Raw genomic sequence first — 21,798 nt, 5'->3', positions numbered from 1 at the left:
CGGCGGACAGCGTCGCCGTGGCCCTGCCGCGCTCGCCCGGCCCCCGTGCCGCGGCGCTGGCGGCGATCGCCGCCTTCAACGCGGAAGGCGGCGCCTTTGGCCGCCGCGCCGTCGTGGCCGAGCCCGCCTTCCTCGACCTGGGCCAGGCCATCGAGACGCTGCTGCCCCGCCTGCGCCAGGCCGAGGATGCGCGGCTGAAGGACCTGCTGGCCCGGGATCGCGGCCTGGCCCCCTTTTCGGCCACCAGCCGGGCCGGACGCATCGCGGGAACCGCCGACCAGCTTGGCCCGCATCTGCGCGCGCTTCTACCCGGGGCGTCCGAGGTCCGCATGGTCGGCCCCTTCCACGAGGCGATGGCCTGGGCCCTGGCCGCCCGCCACGATGCCCGCACCGCCCATGCCTATGCGGCGGCGCGCGCCGCGCTGACCCTGCTGCGCGACGGGGGACGCCAGCCCACCCGGACGCGGATCCGGGACGCCCTGGACAGCCTCGACCTGTCGCCCTTTGTCGAGGTTTATCGCCAGGGCGGGCAGGGGCCTGCGCCCTGACCGGCCCTCCCTGCGGAACGAAAGTCTTTCCAAGGGGTTTAGGTGCGCAGACTTTCGTCATTCGCGGCGGCCCTTGGCGCCGCCCCCTGCCAAAGGTTTCCACAGATGAGCTATTCTTCCGGCGAACCCCCCTTGGCCACCGAAATTCACCCGACCGTGTCCGAGGATGCCCACACCATCTTGATCAACAAGGTCTCGTGGGGGGCGATCTTCGCGGGCGTCGTGGTGGCCCTTGTGGTCCAGATCCTGTTGACGATGCTGGGCGTCGGCATCGGGCTTGCGACGCTTGATCCCGGCACCGGCGACAACCCGGCCGCCTCGACCTTCTCGATCGCGGCGGGCATCTGGTATGTCGTCTCGGGCATCGTCGCATCCTTCGCGGGCGGCTATATCGCCGCGCGGATGTCGGGCAAGACCGTGCCCACCACCGGCGCGCTGCACGGCCTGACGACCTGGGCCTTCACCACGCTTCTTGTGCTGTATTTCCTGTCCACCACCGTGGGCAGCCTTGTCGGCGGCGCCTTCAGCGGCATTTCCAGCGCCATCGGCGGCGTGGGCCAGACGGTCGCGCAGACCGCCGCCCCCGCGCTTGAGAACATCAACCCCCTGGACGAGATCGAAGCCCAGGTCCGCGCCACCGGCAACGACCCCGAGGCCCTGAACACGGCGGCCGTGAACGCCGCGCGGGCCCTTGTGACGGGCGACGAGGAAGGCCGCGACGAAGCCCGCCAGCAGGCGGCCCAAGCCCTTGCCAATGCGCGCGGCATCCCCGTCGAGGAAGCGACCCAGCAGATAGCCCAGATCGAGCAGCGGTACCAGCAGACCGTCGACCGGGTCCAGCAACGCGCGACCGAGGCTGCCGAAGCCGCCGCCTCGGGGGCCTCGACCGGCGCGATCCTGGCCTTCGTGGCGCTGGTCCTGGGCGCCATCGCCGGTTGGCTGGGCGGACGGTCGGGCGTGGTGCATCCGGTCTATGCCGACCGCGTGATCCCGACCCGCAACAGGCTTTGAGGCCTGGCACCGAAACCGGAAGGCCCCGCCCCTGGCGGGGCTTTTCCTTTGCGCGACCCGAAAGCCTTCCGTCCTGAAAGGACAGCATGATGATGCATGACGACGAGACAGCAGCCGAGACATCCATCCGAAGAACCATCCGGCTCAGCTGCGAAGGCCTGGGCCTGGCCTTGGCCGAGGCCGATGCCATCGCCGGCCGCGCCATCGGCACCCTGCGCGCCAGAAGGGCGGGGGGCCATGGGGCCGGGGCCGCCGCCCCCATCAGGCTTGGAGTCCAGCGCGAGGCCGGTCCCGAAACCACGCCCTGTCCTTCCGAGGCAAGGAACGACGGCGCGCTGATCGACCACCTGGTCGCCCGCTGGCGGAACGCCTGAAGCCGCGAAGGCCGCTATTCCCGGAACGGGTTGAGGATCCGCAGCCGCCCTTCCACCAGCAGGCCGTGGTGCATGTCCTCGGAATGCAGCCGCTCGCAGCCGCTGACCAGGGCGGCCGCGACGATCATCGCGTCATAAACGGAAAACCCGTACCGCTCGCCAAGCGCGCGGCCGACATCGTGGACCTGCACGGTCAGGTCGGCCACACGGCAGGCGGCGCGGATCCCGGCCAGGAACTCGCCCGCCTCCTGCCAGGACATGCCGGCCTTGCGGATGCAGTTGACCAGGACCTCGTTCAGGACCTGCGTGCTGATCGTGCCGCCGCGCGCGATCAGCGCGGCCGCCCGGTCGGCCTTGTCGCTGTCGTCAAGCAGATACAGGACGATGTTGCTGTCGAAGAAGTCACCGGGCATTCGCGTCGTCGCGGCCAAGCCTTTGCGCCGCGGGCAACCGGCCACGGAAGCGGCCAAGGTCGGCCAGCACCTCCTCGGCCGAGGGCAGGCGGCGCACGGCCAGGCCGGGTTCGGCCCGCGTGATCTGGATCTCGTCCCCCGCCTTCAGGCCCAGTTCCCTGACCAGATCCGCAGGCAGGCGCACCGCCAGCGAATTGCCCCATTTCGCCACCTGCATGGTTTCCTCCACCGCCGACGATATCCTTTCCTGAATGTATATCTTCCAGGCCATGCCTGCAAGCGCGCGCCGCCTTGCGACATCGCGTCCCCCTGGCGCCCGGCCCCGCGCGGCCCCATGTCAAAGGCGAAACGCAGGGGTTTTCGCATGACCGACCGATCCCGTCCGGTGCCCTCGGCCCGGCTTGCCCGGCTTGCCGCCTTTGGCCAGATCGCCGGGGGCGTCGCCAGCGGCGTCCTGGGCGAGGGCGTCCGCCGCCTTGCGCGCGGGGAACGCCCGCAACTGCCCGACCTGCTGCTGACGCCCGCCAATGCGCGCCGGGTGGCGGGGCAGTTGTCGCGCCTGCGCGGGGCGGCGATGAAGCTGGGCCAGATGCTGTCCATGGACGCGGGCGACCTGCTGCCGCCTGATCTGACGGCGATCCTGGCGCAGTTGCGCGACGGGGCCCATGTGATGCCGCCCCGGCAGCTGGACGGGGTGCTGGTCCAGGCCTGGGGACCGGATTGGCGCCGCCGCTTTGCCCGGTTCGAGGCCCGCCCCCTGGCTGCGGCCTCGATCGGGCAGGTGCATTGCGCGGTGCTGCCCTCGGGGGAACGGCTTGCGGTCAAGGTGCAGTATCCCGGGGTGGCGGCCAGCATCGACGCCGACATCGACAATGTCGCCACGCTGCTGCGCCTGTCGGGCCTGCTGCCCGCCGGCCTGGACATCGCGCCCCTGCTGGCCGAGTCCAAGCGCCAGCTGCGCGAGGAAGCCGATTACGGGCGCGAGGCCGACCAGATGCGCCGATACGCCGCCCTGCTGGAGGGGGACGACCGCTTCGCCGTGCCGCGCCCCTGCGACGACCTGCTGCGCCCCGGCGTGCTGCCCATGACCTTCCTGCCCGGCGCGCCCATCGAGACGCTGGCCCATGCCCCCGGGGACCGGCGGAACGCCGCCCTTGGCGCGCTGATCGACCTGGTGCTGCGCGAGCTGTTCGACTTCGGGCTGATGCAGACCGACCCGAACTTCGCCAACTACCGCTGGCAGGCCGATACCGGGCGGATCGCGCTGCTGGACTTTGGCGCGGCGCGTCCCGTGGCCCCGCAAACGGCGGCGTCGTATCGCGCGCTGCTGCGGGCGGGGCTGTCGGGCGACGGGGCCCGGGTCCGCGCGGCGCTTGGGGCGGCGGGCCTGGTCTCGCCCGCGCAGGAAGCCCGCCACGGCGCGGCGATGGACGCGATGATCGGCATGGCCCTGGCGCGGCTTGGGGACAGCCGGGGCGGCGTCTTCGACTTTGCCGACCGCGCCATCCTGGCCGACCTGCGCGACCGCGCCGCCCCCCTTGTGGCGGACCGGGACAGCTGGCACCTGCCCCCGGCCGAGATGCTGTTCGTGCAGCGCAAGATCAGCGGCACGGCCCTGCTGTGCGCGCGCCTTGGGGCCAGGGTGCCGGTCCTGGACATCCTGGGCCGCCACGCCTGACGGGGCGCAACCGATCACGTTGACAGGACAGGGGTTGTCCGCAAGGATGAAGGCCTTGTCCGGGGTGTTCAGACACCGAACGCGCCGGAGGGAACTTCCCGGCCAGCACTCAGGAGCAGGATGATGACAAGGCGGGTGCTGCCAGGCCATGTGGGCTTCATTCCCGACGGCAACCGACGCTGGGCGGCGGGCCGGGGCCTGCCCAGGCAGTCGGGCTACCAGGCCGGGATCCAGCCGGGCCTTGCGCTTTACGAGATGTGCAAGAGCCGGGGCATCCCCGAGGTTTCGGTCTTCGGCTTCACCCAGGACAACACCAAGCGGCCGTCGGAACAGATCCGGGCCTTCCGCGCGGCCTGCGTGGCCTTCGCCGCCGAGATCGCCCGCCGGGGCGCCGCGCTGCTGGTGGTGGGCGACGACGGATCGGCGCAGTTCCCCGACGAGCTTCGGCCCTTCCGCACCCGCCAGGGCCAGGGCATCAAGGTCAATTTCCTGGTGAACTATCATTGGGAATGGGATCTCGCGGGGCTGGCGCAAGGCCAGCTGCGCTCGCAAGAGGTGTCCCGCCTCGATCTGATCGTCCGCTGGGGCGGGGGCAGGCGCCTCAGCGGCTTTCTGCCGGTGCAGTCGGTCTATGCGGATTTCTTCGTGGTCGACCAGCACTGGCCGGACTTCCGGCCCGAGCATTTCGAGGAGGCGCTGGCCTGGTTCAAGGAACAGGACCAGACGCTGGGCGGGTGACCGCCCCGGCGGAAGCATTGTTTGCCGGGACCGGGGAAAGCGTGCCTGGCTGGGCGCGTCCCCAAGGAAAGACCTCATGGCCGGGTCGCGATCCCGCAGGCCAGACACCCCAAGGCGCGGCCGGTCCCCGGGGGCTTTCCCGGATGCCTCGGGTTGACAAAAGGGCAGGGGCCTGCTAGCACGGCGGCGTCGATATTTGTTGCCGGGCTATGATTGTCGCGCGATTGGCACCGCGTTCTGAACGGATCCCCCTTTCAAAGTCGCTATCCCGCTGCGCCCTGGCGCGGCCTACATCACTTCTGCTCTGAAAGGGTCCATCATGGCCACAGGCATCGTAAAATGGTTCAACGCCACCAAGGGTTTCGGCTTCATCCAGCCGGACGACGGCGGGCAGGACGCCTTTGTCCACATCTCGGCGGTCGAGCGTTCGGGCATGCGCGAACTGGTCGAAGGCCAGAAGGTTTCCTATGACCTGGAGCGTGACAAGCGTTCGGGCAAGACCTCGGCCTGCAACCTGCAAGCCCTTTGAAATAGGTGCCCTTCCTGGTCCCCGTGGCAAGGATGCAGGGCGCGATGCAAGACAGGGTCAGGCGATTGCCTGGCCTTTTTCATGATCGCCCGCGGGCGCGCCTTCGAGAATATCGACGTGCTTCGGGCGGCGGGGGCGGAAAAGACCCTGAAGCTGCGCGAAGCGCGCCTGGCCCGGGACAAGGAGGCGCGGGACGCCTCCGGGCTGCCGAAGACACCCCGGGCCGATCCACACGACACCCCTCACCTGGAACCCTGATTTGAGAACCACCAGCAAGACCGACCTGTCCGACCGCCTTGGCACCTCCGCAAGCGCGAAAGCCGCGCTTTTGCAGGCCTACCGCGCGGCCCAGCAGGCTGCCGAACCCACCCGCGAGGCCCGCCAGAAGGAACGCCTGGCCCTTGCCGAGGCCCGCGAGTTGCGCCGGGCCAGCCGCGAACAGGAACGGCGCGACGCGCAGGCGCGGCTTGACGCCGCCGCGCGCGAGCAGGAGGCGGCCCTCGCCGCCGCCGCCCGGGCCGAAAGCGAGAACCGGGAACAGGCGGAAGACAAGCGCATCGCCCGCGTGCTTGCGGACGAGGCCGCCCGCAAGGCGGAACGCGACCGCCGTTATGCGAACCGGAAAGCGCGCAAGGCCTGAGGGACGCGGCTTGCCCGGACCCCGTCACGGGGAACCCTTGGGGGGGTCGTGGGCCTGTCCTTCACCGCCACCCCGCCGGAACGCGGCCCTGTCCCGGACAATTGGGCCGCCGGGCGGCGGTGGCGCCGGGCACGAACCCGGCTCAGCCCGAAGGCTCTGCCGGATCAAGGCCGTCCAGGATGCCGATATGCTGCTGCAACAACCGGACGGCCCCGTCTTCGTCGCGGTCAAGGGCGGCGTCCATCAACGGCGTGTGGTGTTCGATGCCGGCGCTGGAATGCAGCGTCGCCAGCAACATCGCGTCCGTGCGCGGATCCGACAGCGCCGCCTGGCCCAGCACGATCAGCCGCTGGTGGCGGCGGACCTGGGCGTAGATCTGGCCCAGGAAGCGCCCCAGCCATGAACTGTTGCCGCCATTGGTCAGCGCCATGTGGAAATCCTGGTGGGCGACCTCGAACCGTTCGTAATCGGCGGCGGGCATCCCCTGTTTCAGCACCGGCGCGCGCGACAGGGTGCGATGCGCCAGCAGCACGCGCTTTTGCCAGTCGTCACCGCCCAGGCGGATGGAATCGCGCAGCATCTGCGTCTCGATGGCCAGCCGGGCGTGCTGGATGTCCAGCAGCTCGGCAAAGCTCGCGCCCTTGACGCGATAGCCCCGGTTGCGGACCAGCGTCACCAGGTTCTCGCCCTCCAGCCGCGACAGCGAATCGCGCAGGGGCGTCCAGCCGAAGCCATAGCGCGAGGTCAGGGTGGCCACCGTCAGGGCCGCGTCCGGCAGCAGCGCGCCCGACAGGATGTCGTTCTTCAGCGCGTCATAAGCCTGATCCGTCTTGGACATTTGCCCCTGCTTTCCCTTTGCGCGGCACTCTGCCGTCTTGCCCGGACAGGGTCAACGCAGGATGCCCGCCCTGATTAAATATAATATTGACAGAACATCAATGATTATATTTTATACGCGAAAGACCCGCCCCTGCCCCCCGGCAGGCACGCGGCAAGAAAAAAACACCCCACCCAACAGCGAGATCCGACGATGAAACGCGTTCTTGGACCCCTTCTTCTGGGGACTGTTCTTTCGGCAGCGCCCGCGATGGCCGACGATCTGAAGATTGGCATCCTGTTCGGCTTCACCGGGCCGATCGAATCCCTGTCCCCGCCCATGGCCGACGGCGCCGAACTGGCGATGAAGGAAGCCAGCGACAGCGGCCTGCTGCTGAACGGCGCGACGGTCACGCCGGTGCGCGGCGACAGCACCTGCACCGATGCCTCGGCCGCCACGGCGGCGGCGGAGCGGCTGGTGACGGTGGACAAGATCGTGGCACTGGTGGGGGCCGACTGCTCGGGCGTGACCACGGCGGTCCTGAACAACGTGGCGGTCCCGAACAACCTGCTGATGATCTCGCCCTCGGCTACCTCGCCCGCGCTGGCGGGGGACGGCGACAAGGGCCTGTTCTTCCGCACCGCGCCCTCGGACGCGCGGCAGGGCGAATTGCTGGCGCGCGTGCTGATGGACCGGGGCATCAAGACGGTCGCCGTGACCTATACCAACAACGACTACGGCAAGGGCTTCGCCGATGCCTTCGATGCGGCCTACAAGGCGGCGGGCGGCACGGTGACGCTGGTCGCGCCCCATGACGGCGGCAAGGCGGATTATTCGGCCGAGGTTTCGGCCCTGTCGGTCGCGGGGGGCGATGCGCTGGTGGTGCTGGGCTATTCCGGCCAGGGCGGCAACGGCATCATCCGGGGGTCGCTGGACAGCGGCGCATTCGACCGCTTCGCGGTGGGCGACGGGATGCATTCCGAAAAGCTGATGGAGGATTTCGGCCCCGACCTGGACATCTTCGGCACGGTGCCCTGGACGGAAGGGGACGGCACCGCGAAATTCGCCGCCGTCGCGCAGGCGGCGGGAAAGGCGGGCGACGGGTCGTTCGTGCGCGAATCCTATGACGCGGCGGCGCTGATCATTCTGGCCATCCAGAAGGCGGGCGATCCGGCCAAGGCTTACGAGCATGTGACCGAGGTCGCCAATGCCCCGGGCGAGAAGATCTGGCCGGACGAGCTGGCGAAGGCGCTGCAAATCCTGAAAGACGGCGGCGATGTCGATTATGTCGGCGGTTCGGATGTCGAGATGATCGCGACCGGCGAAAGCGCCGGCAGCTATCGCGAGTTCGAGAACAGGAACGGCCGCTTTGAAACCGTCCGGATGCTGACGGCCGAATAGGCCCGGCCCTTTCGCGAGGATCCCGACATGACCCGACCCCCGCCCGCGCCGGATCTTCTGGTGGTGCAGGATCTTGGCATCTCGTTCGGCGGCCTGAAGGCGGTCGACGGCATGTCGCTGACCATCCGGCGCGGCAGCATTGCCGGGCTGATCGGGCCGAACGGCGCGGGCAAGTCCACGCTGTTCAACCTGATCGCGGGCTATCACCGCCCCACCACGGGCCGCGTGTGGCTGGAAGGCGAGGACATCACCGGCCTGCCCCCGCATGTCCTGTTCGGCAAGGGCCTGCTGCGCACCTTCCAGATCGCGCGCGAGTTTTCCACCCTGACCGTGCGGGAAAACCTGATGATGGTGCCGGGCGGGCAACTGGGCGAAACCTATATCGGCGCGCTGTTCCAGCCCGCCCGCGTCCGCGCCCAGGAACGCGCCCTGCGCGCCAGGGCCGACGAGATCCTGGAGTTCCTGCAGATCACCCATGTGGCCGACCTGCCCGCGGGCGGGCTGTCGGGCGGGCAGAAGAAACTGCTGGAACTGGGCCGCACGATGATGGTCGATCCCCGGATCGTCTTTCTGGACGAGGTCGGCGCGGGCGTGAACCGCACGCTGCTTTACACCATCGCCGACGCCATCCGCCGCCTGAACCGGGAACGCGGCTATACCTTCTGCCTGGTCGAACACGACATGCAGTTCATCGCCGACCTGTGCGACGACGTGACCTGCATGGCCCAGGGCCGCTGCCTGGCGCGCGGCACGGTGGACACCATCCTGTCGGACGAGGCGGTGATCGCCGCCTATCTGGGACGCGGCCGGGCGGCCAAGGGCACGGGCCTTGCCGGAACCCCTGTCGAGGCGGGGGCCGCATGAGCTTTCTTCGGGCCGAGAACATGACCGGCGGTTACGGCGGCCCGCCGATCCTGAACGGCTGCACCATCGCCGTGGACCGGGGCCAGGTCGCCGTGATCGTCGGGCCCAACGGCGCGGGCAAGTCCACCGCGATGAAGGCGGTCTTGGGGATGCTGCGGCTGACCGGGGGCTGCGTCACGCTGGACGGGCGCGACATCACCGCCCTGCCGCCGCAGGCGCGCATCAAGGCGGGCTTGGGCTTCGTGCCGCAGACCGAGAACGTCTTTCCCGGCCTGACCGTGTTCGAGAACCTGCAGATGGGCGCGCTGCTGCGCCATGACCCCATCGACGACACGCTGGCCGAGATCTTCGCGTTGTTCCCGATCCTGGCCGACAAGCGCCACCAGCCCGCAGGGCAGTTGTCGGGCGGGCAGCGCCAGCAGCTGGCGGTGGGCCGCGCGCTGATGACCCGGCCCTCGGCCCTGCTGCTGGACGAGCCGACGGCGGGCGTCAGCCCCAACGTGATGGACGAGCTGTTCGACAAGATCACCCGCATCGCCGCGCAGGGGCTGGCGGTGCTGATGGTCGAACAGAACGCCGCAGGCGCGCTGGAGATCGCCGATACCGGCTTTGTCCTGGTGCAGGGCGCCAACCGCTTCACCGGCACGGGCCGCGAATTGCTGGCCGACCCCGACACCCGCCGCAGCTTCCTGGGGGGGCGTGCATGACCGACCTGCTGAACGCGCTGGTGCATCTGACCAGCATGTTGATCATCCCCGGCCTTGCCTATGGCAGCCAGCTTGCGCTTGGCGCGCTTGGCGTCACGCTGATCTTCGGCGTCTTGCGCTTTTCCAGCTTTGCCCATGCCGAGGGGCTGTCGATGGCCACCGCCATCACCATCCTGTTCACGATCTGGTTGCAGGGCATGGGCCTGTCGGCGGGCGTGCTGCCCACCGCGCTTCTGGGGATGGTGCTGGCGATGCCGGTGATGGCGCTGGTGTTCATCGGCACCGACCGCGCGCTTTATCGCCATTTCCGCCGCATCAACGCCCGACCCGAGGTGTTCATGATCGTCTCGGCCGGGGTCATGCTGATGATGAACGGGGTGATCCGGCTGGTGATCGGCGCGGATGGCCGCGATTTCGAGGATGGCGAACGCTTCATCGTCACCGCCCGGGGTTTCCGCGACTGGTCGGGGCTGGCGGAACCGCTGGTGCTGAAGACCTCGCAGGTGCTGACCATCGGGATTGCCGCCCTGGCGACGGTGGCGCTGTTTTGGTTCCTCAACCGCACGCAGGCGGGCCGGTCGATGCGCGCCTATGCCGACAACCGCAACCTGGCGCTGCTGTCGGGCGTTGATCCCGACCGGATCGTGCGGCTGACCTGGATCATCGCCGCCGTGCTGTCGGTACTGGCGGGGGTGCTGTTCGGGCTGGACAAGGGTTATCGCCCCTTTGTCTATCAACAGCTTCTGCTGCCGATGTTCGCCGCCGCCGTGGTGGGGGGCCTTGGCAGCCCGGTGGGCGCCATCGTCGGATCCATGATCGTGGCGTTTTCCGAACTGGCGCTGACCTTCGCCTGGAAAAAGGCGCTGGCCTATGTCCTGCCCGCCGCCTGGGCGCCCCAGGGCATGGTCCAGGCCCTGTCCACCGAATACAAGTTCGCCGTGTCCTTCCTGATCCTTGTTATCGTCCTGCTGGTGCGCCCGGCGGGCCTGTTCGGAAAGGTCGCCCGATGAGCCGCACCCCCCTGCTGTTCGCCGCGATGGCGGCGGTCCTGCTGGCCGTGGGCCTGTTGCAAAGCTGGCAGTTGGCGCTGACCATCCTGAACCTGTGCCTGATTTCCGCCGTCATGGCCCTGGGCGTCAACGTGCAATGGGGCGTGGCGGGGATGTTCAACGTGGGCACCATGGGATCGGCCGCCGTGGGCGGGCTGGCGGTGGTGCTGGTCTCGACCCCGCCGGTGCGGGCGGCCTGGGCTGCCGGGGGCGGCGGGCTGCTGGCCACGGGCGCGGTGCTGCTGGCGACGGCGGGGCTGGCCGCGCTGTTGTGGCGGCGGATGGGGGATCGGTCGCTGCTGCGCGGCCCGGCGGTGGGCGCGATCGTGCTGCTGGGGCTGGCGGTGTCGCAACGCTGGTTCCTGCCCGCCACCGCCGCCATCGAATCCGTGGACGCGGCCAGCACCGGCTATCTGGGCGGGCTTGGCCTGCCGGTGGCCTTGTCCTGGATCATCGGCGGGCTGCTGGCCGCCGCCGTGGCCTGGCCCATCGGTCGGCTGACGGCGGGGCTGCGGTCCGATTACCTGGCCGTCGCCACCTTCGGCATTTCCGAAATCATCCTGGCGGTGCTGCGCAACGAGGAATGGCTGGCGCGCGGCGTCAAGAACGTGACCGGCCTGCCCCGCCCCGTGCCGTTCGAGGCCGATTTGCAAGCCGCCCCCTGGGCGCAGCATCTGGCGGCGTGGCTGGGCTGGTCCGGGCGCGACACGGCCTCTGTCCTGGTGAAGCTTTTCTATGCCGCCTGGTTCCTGGCCGTTCTGCTGGTCATCTGGTGGGCCCTGGAACGGCTGGCCCGCGCGCCCTGGGGCCGGATGATGCGCGCCGTCCGCGACAACGAGGAAGCCGCCCGCGCCATGGGCAAGGACGTGGCCCGCCGCCACCTGCAGGCCTTTGTGCTGGGATCGGCCATCGTCGGCATCGGCGGCGCGATGCTGGTGACGCTGGACGGGCAGTTCACCGCAGGCAGCTATCAGCCGCTGCGCTTTACCTTCCTGATCTGGGTGATGGTCATTATCGGCGGATCGGGCAACCACAAGGGCGCGATCCTTGGCGCCTTCCTGATCTGGTTCGTCTGGGTGCAGGCCGAAACCGCGGGCCTGTGGCTGGCCGCGACGGCGGCCGCCGCCCTGTCCCCCGAAAACCCCGTCCGCCTCGCGCTTGAGGAAGGGCCGGCCCAGCTTCGCTATGTGGTGATGGGCCTGATCCTTGTTCTTGTGATGCGCTTCGCCCCGCGCGGGCTGATCCCCGAAACAACCCCGGAGACCCCCCGATGACTGCCGACCTGCTGGCCCCCTTCGATCTGACCGGCCGCGTGGCCCTTGTCACCGGCGGCACGGGCGGCATCGGCCGCGCCTGCGTGGAACGGCTGGCGGCCTATGGCGCCACCGTCGCGCTGACCTGCGTCGAGGGGGTCGAGGATCCGGCGGCCGTCCGCGACGGCTTCGGAAACCTGGCCCCCGCCGTGCATCCGCTGGACCTGCGCCGGGCCGAATCCATCCGCCGCTGCATGGCCGATGTGGCGGACCGGCATGGCCGCATCGACGTGCTGGTGAACAATGCCGCCGTAGGGTCCGCCACGGTCGCGGCCTTTTCGGGCGACCCGGACACGCAGGACAGCCTGATGCTGGCGATCAACGCCGACGGCACGCTGAAGATGTGCCAGCAGTTCCTGGCCTTGGCCGGCGAACCGGGCCGGAAGCTGATCAACATCAGTTCCGTCGGCGGCGGCGTCACCGCATTCCCCGGCTTCCGCCTGTCCGACGGGATGAGCAAGGCCGCCGTCGCCTTCCTGACCCGGCAACTGGCCGCCGAGGCCGTCCATGCCGAGGTCGATGTCTTCGCCATCTGCCCCGGCGCCACCAACACGCCGATGTTCCAGGCCAGCACCCTGTCCAAGATGTCGCGCAAGGATCTGACGGCCTTTCTGTCGCGCCTGCCCAAGGGGCGGCTGATCGAACCGTCCGAGATCGCGGCCCTTGTGCATTTCCTGGCCAGCCCGCCCTCGCGCGTGCTGCATGGGGCGGTGCTGGACGCCTCGATGGGTCTGGGCGTGCGGCCCGGGCTGATGTCGGAACACAAGATCCATTAAGGGGGGGAACCGCCGCCATGACCACGGATTTCGATGCCACCCGCCGCGCCTTCGACCTGCCCGAGGGCGTCATCTATCTGGACGGCAATTCCCTGGGTCCGCTGCCGCGCGGCGTGGCCGAAAGGCTGGCGCGCACGGTCGCGGATGAATGGGGCCGGATGCTGATCACCGGCTGGAACCGGGCGGGCTGGATCGGCCTGCCCGCGCGCGTGGGCGACCGCATCGCCCGGCTGGTGGGCGCGGAACCGGGCAGCGTCGTGATGGGCGACACGCTGTCGATCAAGGTCTATCAGGCCCTGGCCTCGGCGCTGGAGATGAACCCGGGCCGCCGGGTGATCCTGTCGGACACCGGCAACTTTCCCTCCGACCTCTATATCGCTGAAGGCCTGGCCCGCACGCTTGGCCCCGATGTCCACGTAAAGCTGGCCGAGCCCGAGGATCTGGCCGCCGCCCTGGACGAAACCGTCGCCGTGCTGCTGGTGACCGAAGTGGACTATCGCACCGGGCGCAGGCACGACATGGGGCCCCTGATCGCCCGCGCCCACGACCTGGGCATCCTGACCGTCTGGGATCTGGCCCATTCCGCCGGGGCCTTCCCCGTGCATCTGGCGGCCTGCAACGCCGATTTCGCGGTGGGCTGCACCTACAAGTATCTGAACGGCGGGCCGGGCGCGCCCGCCTTCATCTATGTGGCCCCCCGCCACCAGGACCGCGCCCGGCCCGCCCTGTCGGGCTGGATGGGGCACGAGGCGCCCTTTGCCTTTGACCTCGACTATCGTCCCGCCCCCGGCGTGGAACGGATGCGCGTCGGCACGCCGCCGATCCTGCACCTGGCCGCGCTGGACGCCGCGCTGGATGTCTGGGACGGCGTGGACATGGACGATCTGCGCGCCCGGTCGCTGGAACTGGGCGACCTGTTCATCCGCCTGGTCGAGGCCGATTGCCCCGACCTGACCCTTGCCACCCCGCGCGATCCTGCCCTGCGCGGCAGCCAGGTCTCGTTCCGCCATCCGCAGGGCTATGCCATCATGCAGGCGCTGATCGCCCAGGGCGTGATCGGCGATTTCCGCGCCCCCGACATCCTGCGCTTCGGCTTCACGCCGCTGTATGTCGGCCCCGACGACGTGCGCCAGGCCGCCGCCATCCTGGCCCGCGTCACCCGCAACCAGCTTTGGGACAGGCCCGAATTCCGCAAGCCCGCCGGAAGGGTCGTGACCTGATCCCCATGGGAGGTATCCGACATGCTTGGTCCAACCGGCCACAAGGACAGTTTCACCCGCGACCGCCTGCCCCCGCCCGGGGAATGGCCCGTGATCGACCTGGCAGGCTTCGATTACCCCGACTGGCTGAACGCCGGGGTGGAACTGACCGACCGCATGGTCGAACGCGGCTTCGGCGACCATGTGGCGCTGATCGGCAACGGCCGGTCCCGGACGTACAAGGAACTGACCGACTGGACCAACCGCATCGCCCATGCCCTGGTCAGCGATTACGGCGTCCAGCCCGGCAACCGCGTGCTGATCCGGTCGGCCAACAACCCGGCCATGGTGGCCTGCTGGCTGGCCGCGACCAAGGGGGGGGCGGTGGTGGTCAACACCATGCCCATGCTGCGCGCGGGCGAGCTGTCCAGGATCGTGGACAAGGCCCAGATCAGCCATGCCCTTTGCGACACCCGCCTGATGGACGACCTGATCGCCTGCCGGACGAACAGCCGTTTCCTGCACACGGTGGTGGGCTTTGACGGCACCGCGAACCACGACGCCGACCTGGACCGCGCCGCGCTGCGCAAGGACGTGCGCTTCACCCCGCCGCCCACCGGGCGGGACGACGTGGCGCTTCTGGGCTTCACCTCGGGGTCCACGGGGGAACCCAAGGCCACGATGCATTTCCACCGCGATCTTCTGATCATCGCCGACGGCTACGCGCGCGAGGTGCTGGGGGTCACGCCCGACGACGTGTTCGTGGGATCGCCGCCGCTGGCCTTCACCTTCGGCCTGGGCGGGCTTGCCATCTTTCCCCTGCGCTTCGGCGCGGCCAGCGCGCTTCTGGAACAGGCCAGCCCCGCGAACATGGTGCAGATCATCCAGGACCACCGCGCCACAGTCTGCCTGACCGCGCCCACCGCCTATCGCGTGATGCTGAAGGCGATGGAGGACGGGGCCGACCTGTCATCCCTGCGCGCGGCGGTCAGCGCGGGCGAAACCCTGCCCGCGCCGGTCTATCGGGAATGGATGGCCAAGACCGGCAGGCCGATGCTGGACGGCATCGGCTCGACCGAGATGCTGCACATCTTCATCACCAACCGCTTCGACGACCACCGCCCCGGCTGCACGGGCCGCCCCGTGACGGGCTATCAGGCGCGGATCGTGGGCCCCGACATGCAGGAACTGCCGCGCGGAGAGGTCGGCTGCCTGGCGGTGCGCGGGCCGACCGGCTGCCGCTATCTGGCCGATGACCGGCAGCGCGCCTATGTCCGCGACGGCTGGAACCTGACGGGCGACGCCTTCTGGCAGGATGGCGACGGCTGTTTCCATTTCTCGGCGCGCACCGACGACATCATCCTGTCGGCGGGCTACAACATCGCCGGACCCGAAGTCGAGGCCGCCCTGCTGACCCATCCCGCCGTGCGCGAATGCGCGGTGATCGGCGCGCCCGACGCGGACCGGGGCCAGATCGTGCAGGCCCATGTCGTGCTGGCGCCGGGCCACCACGGCGACGCGCGGATGGTCAGGGACTTGCAGGACCACGTGAAGGCGGTGATCGCGCCCTTCAAGTATCCCCGCAGCGTGGTCTTTGCGGCGGCCTTGCCCAAGACCCCCACGGGCAAGATCCAGCGGTTCCAGCTGCGCCAGCCGGACGGGTCCGGCCAGGACGGGGCCGCCCGGCGTGACTGACCGGGACGACGCCTTCTTGGCCGCCGGTCCGGTCCGCCTTGCGGGCCATCTGGCGGGGGGCTGAACGGGCGTCAGCCCCCCTTGCCGAAGACGGCGTTTATCGCGGCCATCACGGCCTCGGGATCGGTCTGGTGGATCATGTGGCCGCTGCCCGGAACCAGGTGGAGGCTGCTTTGCGCGATCGCCCGGTGCAGCCGCAGCGATTGCGCGGCGGGGTCGATCAGCCGGTCCTCGGCCCCCGCGACGATGGCGACCGGCATCGCCAGGGCGGCGTAGTCCCTGCACATCGCGGCGGCCGAGGGGATCAGCAGGGCGGACTCGGCCGCCTCGGCATGGATCTGCGAGGGGCGCACGGCCATTTCCCTGGGGAACGCCGCGAACTTCGCCGGGACAGGCGCGGGCCCGAAGATCTTGCGCATGAGAAGGGGCCAGACAAGCCTGCTGGCGACGGGGGCGACGGTGTGGCGCGCGACATCGCCCAGAAGCGGCAGCGCCGGGCCGGACAAAAGCGCCATGTCCACCCGGGCCGTGGGATAGTAATAGCCCGAGGCCAGCACCAGCCCGCGCACCGCCTGCGGATGGTCCAACGCCAGCGCCAGCGCCACCGAGGCGCCCCAGGAATGTCCCAGGACCACGGCTGACGGGACGCCAAGCCGCGCAAGCGCCGCCGCGACAAGATCGGCCTGGGCCCCAGGGCTCCACATCCTGCCGCGCGGGCGCGTGCTGTGCCCATAGCCGGGCCGGTCGAACACGATGACCCGGTGCCGCCGCGCCGCCAGATCGACAAGGCCGCTGCAGGCAAAGTCCTGGATCATGCTGCCGTTGCCGTGCAGCAGGACCAGGGCAGGCCCCTGGCCACGGTCCAGGTAGTGAAGGCGGACCCCGTCAACCTCGATAAAGCGCCCCAGCGGCGGATTGCGCCGCTCGGCCCGTTTCGCCAGTTGGCGGTTGACCGCCGCCGAAGCGGCCAGAACGCCCAGGGCGGCCAGTCCCGCCCGCCACCTGCGCGGCCTGCGGGGGGGACGCCTGCTGTCCCGGGCGGTTTCAAGGGAATGTCCTGCCATGCGATCCCTGCTGGTTGATGCGCGAAGCGCCATCGGCGGCAGAGGAAAAGGCGTTCCCCTGCACCGCATGTCGAAGGGCCGCGGTTCAGCGCCGCGCGACCAGCAGCCCGACCAGCAGGCCGATGCCCGCCGCGATGCCCAGGGCCTGTCCCGGATGGCTGCGCGCCCAGTCACGGGCTTCCTCATAGCCCAGTTCCGCATAGAACGCCGCTTCCTCGGCCTTCCGGTGTCCGGTGTCATACACGCGTTCGGCCAGCTGGGACGCGCCCGCCTTGAGGTCGTCGAGGATCCCTTCGGACGCCTTGCTGTCCTGTTCCGGTGCGGCAGTCGGGTGTTGTGCCATTCTCACGGTCTTCCTGCGATAAGGTCGGTGCCGAAAGAACAACAAGACGCCGCCCCGCGTTCCATGATGGCGCGACCGGCGTTGCGCCCGTAGAAGGGGGGAGCGCAGCCGGGCAAGGGATGCGGGGCCCTTCCTTGTCCATGAACACGGGCAGACCATCCCGGACCTGGGGCTGTGACGGGCGACGGATCATCGCCCGGCAGGGGATGCCTTCAGGCGGACAGTCCCGACACCAGCGGGCGGCCCTTTGCGCGGTGGCGGTGGATCAGGTCGCGCCGCCGGGATCCCGTCGCGAAGGGCCGGGCGGGGGGCGGCGCCTCGCCCGCGCAAAGGCCGGGAAACAGGCTTCGCAACTCCGACAGGCTTGCGGGCGGCAGCATCCGCACGGCTTGCGGTCCGGCATAAAGGGATTCGGTCTGGGTGCCCTCGGCCACCACGATCTCGTGGCGGTCGAACATGAAGTGCAGATAGGTCACCCCCGCGCGGTCCTGCGGGATGGTGATCCCGTCCAGCCCCACAAGGTGCTTTGCCGCGACCAGGATCTCGGTCGCGCCGAACAGCCGCGCCGCGATCCGCGAGCGGACAAGGATGCGGTGCTGCTGCGACACGAACAGGTCGCGCGCGGGGATGCCGGGGCCAAGCGCGCTTGCGGCGATGCGGACCGGCAGCAGGGCCGGGTTCCGGGCCAGGACGCCCTGTTCCAGGACCGACGATCCGATCCACCGGATCGGGCGCAGGCCGTGATCGGCCGTGGCGACCAGATCGCCGGGGCGAAGCGTCTCGACCGGGCGTTCGCCCCGGTCGGTTAGGATCAGGGTGCCCGCGACGAAGCAGGGAAAGGCCACGTCGAAGATGTCGCGGTCAAAGGTGACGCGCTCGCTGATCGAGCCATAGGCGGTGCCCGCGGCCCCGTCGATGGCGGCGACCTGGACCGAATACACGCGGTCGATCGTGTCCCAGGCCGCGACCGCATCGACATGGGGCCGGAAGAACAGGTCGCCGTTCGACATCTGGACCAGCGTGGCCTTCTGGTCCTGGAACAGGTCCGGCTGGCTTGATGTCTGCACGCGCATGGTGACGGCAAAGGCCGTGTTCATCGTGACGTTGCCGACCGGCGCGCCATCCAGCTCATAGGAAAACCGCGTGGGCGCGACGTTCTTGGCGGCGGCGCCCCAGACAGAGGCGAAGTTGTATCCGTTCACCTCTTGCAGGACATAATCGCCCGTGACGGCCGTCGGCTTGATCGCCGCCTTTCCGGCGGCCCCATACCCCAGGATGGCGCTTCGTTGCGCCATGGTAATGGGCGTGCCCGGCGTGGGATCGAGTTGAGACCGGCTGCCGATCCAGAGCCAGTTGACGGTGGCGATTGGCATCGCGGTCTCCTGCAGGCGCTATTTCCTTTCGGCAAAGTTAAGGCCGCAGGGGGGTGGGATCAAGGATGTGCGCCACGTCAGGTTGTAAAAGACCGGCGTCCCATAACCTTTGCTGGGCATGAATCGCCCGCAAGGGCCTTGCCGCCACGACCTTGCGGTCGATCGCAAGAGGGCCGCGGATCCCCCGTCATGGACCCTTGTGGCGCGCGTCGGGCTTGCCCGCTGCGGAACCATCGGCGGGCCGCCACGTTGGCCGGACACCTGATACCCGGAGGATCCACCATGCCCACGCCCGAAGACCTGAAAGCCCGCCTTTGGAAGTCCCTGCGCTCTGACATGACCGTGATGCTGGGCCTTGTGGGCGGCGAACACGGCCATGCCCGGCCCATGACCTCGCAGGTCGAGGAGGGCGATCACGGGCCGCTGTGGTTCTTCACGTCCAGGGACAATGCCCTGGTGGAAAAGCTGGCGGGCGGCGCGCAGGATGCCGCCGTGCAGTTCGTGTCCAAGGGCCATGACCTTTGGGCCTCGATCGAGGGCACGCTGCGCGAGGACACCGATCCGGCCGTCGTGGACCGGCTGTGGAACGCCCATGTCGCCGCCTGGTACGAAGGGGGCAAGGACGACCCCAAGCTGGCCCTGCTGCGCTTTGACCCGCAAAAGGCCGAAATCTGGCTGGACGCGTCCAGCATCGTCGCGGGCGCGATGGTGGCCCTTGGCATCAGCGATCCCAAGGAAAGCTACAAGGACAACGTGGCCACCGTCCGGCTCTAGTCCCTTGCCGCCGGATGCCGGGCATCGGTCCGGTATTCCGGCGGATCGAAGGCCGCACAGGCCTTGCGGCACCCCCTATCAGACGCAAGGCGCCTTGTCCCGGGCGGCCGGACAGGATCGTCCCGGTGCAGTCCGTGTCAAGGAATGCCGCGACAGTGCGGCCTCAAGACGGCCATCGACCATGAAGCCATGCTCCGGATGACTTGGCGCGGATCTTGGAGGATCGCCGGATCGCCCGCCGCGCCGCATCCTGGACCTGTTCTCGGCCAGATGGACCCGCATGGCGCTGCATGTGCTGCACGCGGGGCTGGTCCGCCGCCCGGTCCCCTGCCACCGGCCAGGCCGAAGCAGATGCGCCTTGTCCCATCGGGAAGCCATGAAGGCCGTCCAGCCCCGTTGACCCGAATCACAACCCTGGGTTATCATCATTGTCCTTTAGACAATCCCGAATTGCGCCGCCCCGGTGCTGTCCCTGACTGCCGGCGCTGCGGCCAAGGGTTGGACATGATGCGCCGTGCGGATCGCGTCCATCATGTCCTTCCCCAGCCACATCCTTCCCGCCCGGGACGTGCAGCCGTTTCTTGTCATCGGGGGCGAAACCTATGTCCCCACCTTCGCCGACGACTTCGCTGCGGATGAACCGTCCGTCTGGCGCGGATACGGAAGCGGCGGCACCTGGGCCACGTCCTTCTCGCCCCACCAGGAGGATGCGCGCACCATCGCCAGCAATGGCGAATTGCAGTATTATGCCGATCCCGACATGACGCTTCTTCCCGGCGCCTTCACCATGGATGGCCAGGCGGTGTCGATCGCGGCCACCCCGCTGAGTGCCGGACAGCGCGCCCATGCGGGCGGACTGGGCTATGGCTCCGGCCTGCTGACCACCGAGATGAGCTTTTCGCTGGCGACCGGCTATGTCGAGATCCGGGCCGACGTGCCGGACGAGACGGGCTTGTGGAGCGCGTTCTGGCTGCTGCCCTCGGACGGCGGCTGGTCCGCCGAGATCGACGTGTTCGAGTTCCTGGGCGAGGACACGGACAGCCTGCATACGACCTTCTGGTCCGACGGGCGGCCCGACAGCCTGTCCGTTGCCGTGGACGGGGCGGGCGACGGCTTTCACACCTATGGCCTTCTGTGGACGGCCGGGGGGCTTGGCTGGTATTACGACGGCGCCCTGGTGCACGAGGAAGACCGCGCCCCGACCGAAAAGATGTTCCTGGTCCTGAACCTCGCGGTCGGGGGATGGGCCGCCGATCCGGACGCAACCACGGATTTCGGCGACCGGCTGAGGGCCGATTACATCAGGGTCTATGAACTGGAGGCCAGCGCGACCCGCAACCCCGCCATCGGCGAGGGGCCCTTGCCCGATGGCGGGCAGGCGGGCAGCGACGCGGGCGAGTTGATCGACGGATCGCGGTGGGCGGACAGGATCCATGCGGGGGGCGGACATGACACCGTTTATGGCGACGGCGGCGATGACAGCCTTTTCGGCGGGGCCGGAGGCGATCAGCTGTTCGGCCATGGCGGGGCCGACCGGCTGGCGGGCGGCGGCGGCAGGGACAAGCTGGTCGGCGGCCTGGACCGCGATGTTCTTGTGGGCGGCAAGGGGACCGATCACCTGTGGGGCGGAAACTACCGGGCGGACGGCAGCGCGGACGTGTTCGTGTTCAAGCGCGGATGCGGGGTGGACTATATCCACGATTTCGAGGCCGGGCGCGACAGGATCGACATCGCCAGCCTGCCGCTGACGGCCGACGGGCTGGTCGCGGGCCTGCGGGACGAAGGCTGGGCGGTCCGGGTGAACCTTGGACTTGGACCCGATGGAACCCCCGACGCCGTCTATCTGGTGGGCCTTTCCAGCCATGACATCTCGCGGCAGGATTTCGAGCTCATGGGCATCGCCTAGCACGGCCCGCGCGTGGGGGCCGCGAAAAATCCGCCGGATGCATTTTTGGCCGCCATCTGTCTCACCTTGGGGAAAGTCCGGTCCTTGCGGGGCGGGCAAGGGTCAGGGGTGCCGCCAGAAATAGGGCCGGAACGCCAGTGTTCACAAGTTCAAGGCCCGTTATCGGGCACCGGGCGAATGCCGATGCGCTTCAACGCGGTGGAGGCGGTGGCCCGGCTTGGCGGCACCGCCAGATCGGCTGACGCCTGAAAGGCAAAAGCCGAAAAAAACACTGTTGCATCAGTTGGATAGGCACCCCGATGCCGTGCTGCAAGGCAGGGCGTCGAAAGGCTGCGGGCGCGCAAGGAAGCTGTCTGGGTTGGGGGATCACAGCCAATCTTGTGTGAATCATCCCCCTGGTCTTCCTGGATCAACAGCCAGTCGGATACGCCGCATAAGATATGCCGTAATCGCATACCTGCCATGCGTTCACGTTTATCACGGCGATAAATCAACTCTTGGTAGTTAAGCGCACCGCAATGATTCCCGTTAAAGTTGTGAACCCCGGACAAGGCAGAAGCGCAGCACATCTGCGCCTGCCTTCAAG

General features: G+C 69.0%; 25 protein-coding genes. 18 read left to right on the top strand and 7 right to left on the bottom strand.

The annotated features are described in order from the left end of the window. The 3 genes from JX613_RS18145 to JX613_RS18135 form a co-directional block, all read left to right on the top strand. On the top strand, window positions 1-548 hold a 548-nt coding region (locus JX613_RS18145; protein WP_207102882.1), incomplete at its 5' end, for a hypothetical protein. 105 nt (window positions 549-653) lie between these two features. Next, window positions 654-1,559 (top strand): PhnA-like protein, encoded by a 906-nt coding sequence (locus JX613_RS18140; protein ID WP_207102881.1) that lies wholly within the window; start codon window positions 654-656, stop codon window positions 1,557-1,559. An 89-nt stretch (window positions 1,560-1,648) separates the two neighbouring features. Continuing rightward, complete coding sequence (locus JX613_RS18135; protein ID WP_207102880.1) at window positions 1,649-1,933, top strand: hypothetical protein; 285 nt, start codon at window positions 1,649-1,651, stop codon at window positions 1,931-1,933. A gap of 14 nt (window positions 1,934-1,947) precedes the next feature. Here the strand turns inward: JX613_RS18135 and JX613_RS18130 are convergent, their stop codons facing one another. Next, a complete protein-coding gene (locus JX613_RS18130; protein WP_207102879.1) occupies window positions 1,948-2,346 on the bottom strand; it encodes a PIN domain-containing protein in 399 nt (132 codons plus the stop codon). Continuing rightward, the gene (locus JX613_RS18125; protein ID WP_207102883.1) at window positions 2,336-2,563 is read right to left on the bottom strand and encodes an AbrB/MazE/SpoVT family DNA-binding domain-containing protein; all 228 of its coding nucleotides are present in this window, start codon (window positions 2,561-2,563) and stop codon (window positions 2,336-2,338) included. Before JX613_RS18125 ends, JX613_RS18130 begins: the two co-directional genes overlap by 11 nt. A 147-nt stretch (window positions 2,564-2,710) precedes the next feature. Here JX613_RS18125 and JX613_RS18120 point away from each other — a divergent pair, with 147 nt between their 5' ends. The 5 genes from JX613_RS18120 to JX613_RS18100 all read left to right on the top strand — a co-directional run bounded on the left by JX613_RS18120 (window position 2,711) and on the right by JX613_RS18100 (window position 5,931). Beyond that, complete coding sequence (locus JX613_RS18120) at window positions 2,711-4,024, top strand: ABC1 kinase family protein (RefSeq protein ID WP_207102878.1); 1,314 nt, start codon at window positions 2,711-2,713, stop codon at window positions 4,022-4,024. Between the two features lie 123 nt (window positions 4,025-4,147). Next, entirely contained in the window at window positions 4,148-4,762 is a 615-nt protein-coding gene (locus JX613_RS18115) for an undecaprenyl diphosphate synthase family protein (protein ID WP_207102877.1), read from the top strand. 319 nt (window positions 4,763-5,081) lie between these two features. Next, window positions 5,082-5,291 (top strand): cold-shock protein, encoded by a 210-nt coding sequence (locus JX613_RS18110; protein WP_207102876.1) that lies wholly within the window; start codon window positions 5,082-5,084, stop codon window positions 5,289-5,291. A gap of 81 nt (window positions 5,292-5,372) precedes the next feature. Continuing rightward, entirely contained in the window at window positions 5,373-5,549 is a 177-nt protein-coding gene (locus tag JX613_RS18105; RefSeq protein WP_207102875.1) for a hypothetical protein, read from the top strand. A gap of 1 nt (window position 5,550) precedes the next feature. After that, window positions 5,551-5,931, top strand: coding sequence for a DUF6481 family protein (locus tag JX613_RS18100; protein ID WP_207102874.1), 381 nt, complete (start codon window positions 5,551-5,553; stop codon window positions 5,929-5,931). A gap of 142 nt (window positions 5,932-6,073) precedes the next feature. Here JX613_RS18100 and JX613_RS18095 read toward each other — a convergent pair whose 3' ends face one another. Further along, window positions 6,074-6,769, bottom strand: a complete 696-nt coding sequence (locus tag JX613_RS18095; RefSeq protein ID WP_207102873.1) for a GntR family transcriptional regulator — start codon at window positions 6,767-6,769, stop codon at window positions 6,074-6,076. Between the two features lie 192 nt (window positions 6,770-6,961). On the opposite strand from JX613_RS18095, the gene JX613_RS18090 reads away from it, so the two are divergent. The 8 genes from JX613_RS18090 to JX613_RS18055 are packed head-to-tail and all read left to right on the top strand — an operon-like array spanning window position 6,962 to window position 15,752. Next, on the top strand, window positions 6,962-8,149 hold the full coding sequence (locus JX613_RS18090) for an ABC transporter substrate-binding protein (RefSeq protein WP_207102872.1): 1,188 nt from the start codon (window positions 6,962-6,964) through the stop codon (window positions 8,147-8,149). 27 nt (window positions 8,150-8,176) lie between these two features. Further along, complete coding sequence (locus tag JX613_RS18085) at window positions 8,177-9,013, top strand: ATP-binding cassette domain-containing protein (RefSeq protein ID WP_207102871.1); 837 nt, start codon at window positions 8,177-8,179, stop codon at window positions 9,011-9,013. Beyond that, a complete protein-coding gene (locus tag JX613_RS18080) occupies window positions 9,010-9,720 on the top strand; it encodes an ABC transporter ATP-binding protein (RefSeq protein WP_207102870.1) in 711 nt (236 codons plus the stop codon). The genes JX613_RS18085 and JX613_RS18080 overlap by 4 nt, the downstream gene beginning before the upstream one ends. Continuing rightward, a complete protein-coding gene (locus JX613_RS18075; protein WP_207102869.1) occupies window positions 9,717-10,730 on the top strand; it encodes a branched-chain amino acid ABC transporter permease in 1,014 nt (337 codons plus the stop codon). Before JX613_RS18080 ends, JX613_RS18075 begins: the two co-directional genes overlap by 4 nt. Continuing rightward, entirely contained in the window at window positions 10,727-12,043 is a 1,317-nt protein-coding gene (locus JX613_RS18070) for a branched-chain amino acid ABC transporter permease (RefSeq protein WP_207102868.1), read from the top strand. The genes JX613_RS18075 and JX613_RS18070 overlap by 4 nt, the downstream gene beginning before the upstream one ends. Then, window positions 12,040-12,858 (top strand): SDR family NAD(P)-dependent oxidoreductase, encoded by an 819-nt coding sequence (locus JX613_RS18065; RefSeq protein WP_207102867.1) that lies wholly within the window; start codon window positions 12,040-12,042, stop codon window positions 12,856-12,858. Before JX613_RS18070 ends, JX613_RS18065 begins: the two co-directional genes overlap by 4 nt. Before the next feature lie 17 nt (window positions 12,859-12,875). Further along, complete coding sequence (gene kynU, locus JX613_RS18060) at window positions 12,876-14,078, top strand: kynureninase (protein WP_207102866.1); 1,203 nt, start codon at window positions 12,876-12,878, stop codon at window positions 14,076-14,078. 21 nt (window positions 14,079-14,099) lie between these two features. Continuing rightward, on the top strand, window positions 14,100-15,752 hold the full coding sequence (locus JX613_RS18055) for an AMP-binding protein (RefSeq protein ID WP_207102865.1): 1,653 nt from the start codon (window positions 14,100-14,102) through the stop codon (window positions 15,750-15,752). Window positions 15,753-15,823: 71 nt separating this feature from the next. On the opposite strand, the gene JX613_RS18050 is transcribed toward JX613_RS18055, so the two are convergent. The 3 genes from JX613_RS18050 to JX613_RS18040 form a co-directional block, all read right to left on the bottom strand. Then, window positions 15,824-16,816: an alpha/beta fold hydrolase gene (locus JX613_RS18050; protein ID WP_207102864.1), complete on the bottom strand. Its 993-nt coding sequence runs from the start codon at window positions 16,814-16,816 to the stop codon at window positions 15,824-15,826. A gap of 85 nt (window positions 16,817-16,901) precedes the next feature. Next, window positions 16,902-17,159 carry an ElaB/YgaM/YqjD family protein gene (locus JX613_RS18045; RefSeq protein WP_207102863.1) on the bottom strand — a complete coding sequence of 86 codons (258 nt, stop codon included), beginning with the start codon at window positions 17,157-17,159 and terminating at the stop codon, window positions 16,902-16,904. 212 nt (window positions 17,160-17,371) lie between these two features. Further along, entirely contained in the window at window positions 17,372-18,532 is a 1,161-nt protein-coding gene (locus tag JX613_RS18040) for a Hint domain-containing protein (RefSeq protein ID WP_207102862.1), read from the bottom strand. Between the two features lie 282 nt (window positions 18,533-18,814). Here JX613_RS18040 and JX613_RS18035 point away from each other — a divergent pair, with 282 nt between their 5' ends. Continuing rightward, entirely contained in the window at window positions 18,815-19,306 is a 492-nt protein-coding gene (locus JX613_RS18035; RefSeq protein ID WP_207102861.1) for a pyridoxamine 5'-phosphate oxidase family protein, read from the top strand. Between the two features lie 514 nt (window positions 19,307-19,820). Further along, window positions 19,821-21,212, top strand: coding sequence for a family 16 glycosylhydrolase (locus JX613_RS18030; RefSeq protein ID WP_207102860.1), 1,392 nt, complete (start codon window positions 19,821-19,823; stop codon window positions 21,210-21,212). Between the two features lie 149 nt (window positions 21,213-21,361). Here JX613_RS18030 and JX613_RS18025 read toward each other — a convergent pair whose 3' ends face one another. Next, window positions 21,362-21,763 carry a hypothetical protein gene (locus JX613_RS18025; RefSeq protein ID WP_207102859.1) on the bottom strand — a complete coding sequence of 134 codons (402 nt, stop codon included), beginning with the start codon at window positions 21,761-21,763 and terminating at the stop codon, window positions 21,362-21,364. Window positions 21,764-21,798: the final 35 nt, after the last annotated feature.

Source organism: Paracoccus shandongensis (assembly GCF_017315735.1).
Lineage (GTDB): Bacteria > Pseudomonadota > Alphaproteobacteria > Rhodobacterales > Rhodobacteraceae > Paracoccus > Paracoccus shandongensis.
Note: the sequence above shows the minus strand (reverse complement) of the source record. Positions and strands in the feature narration are given on the sequence as shown.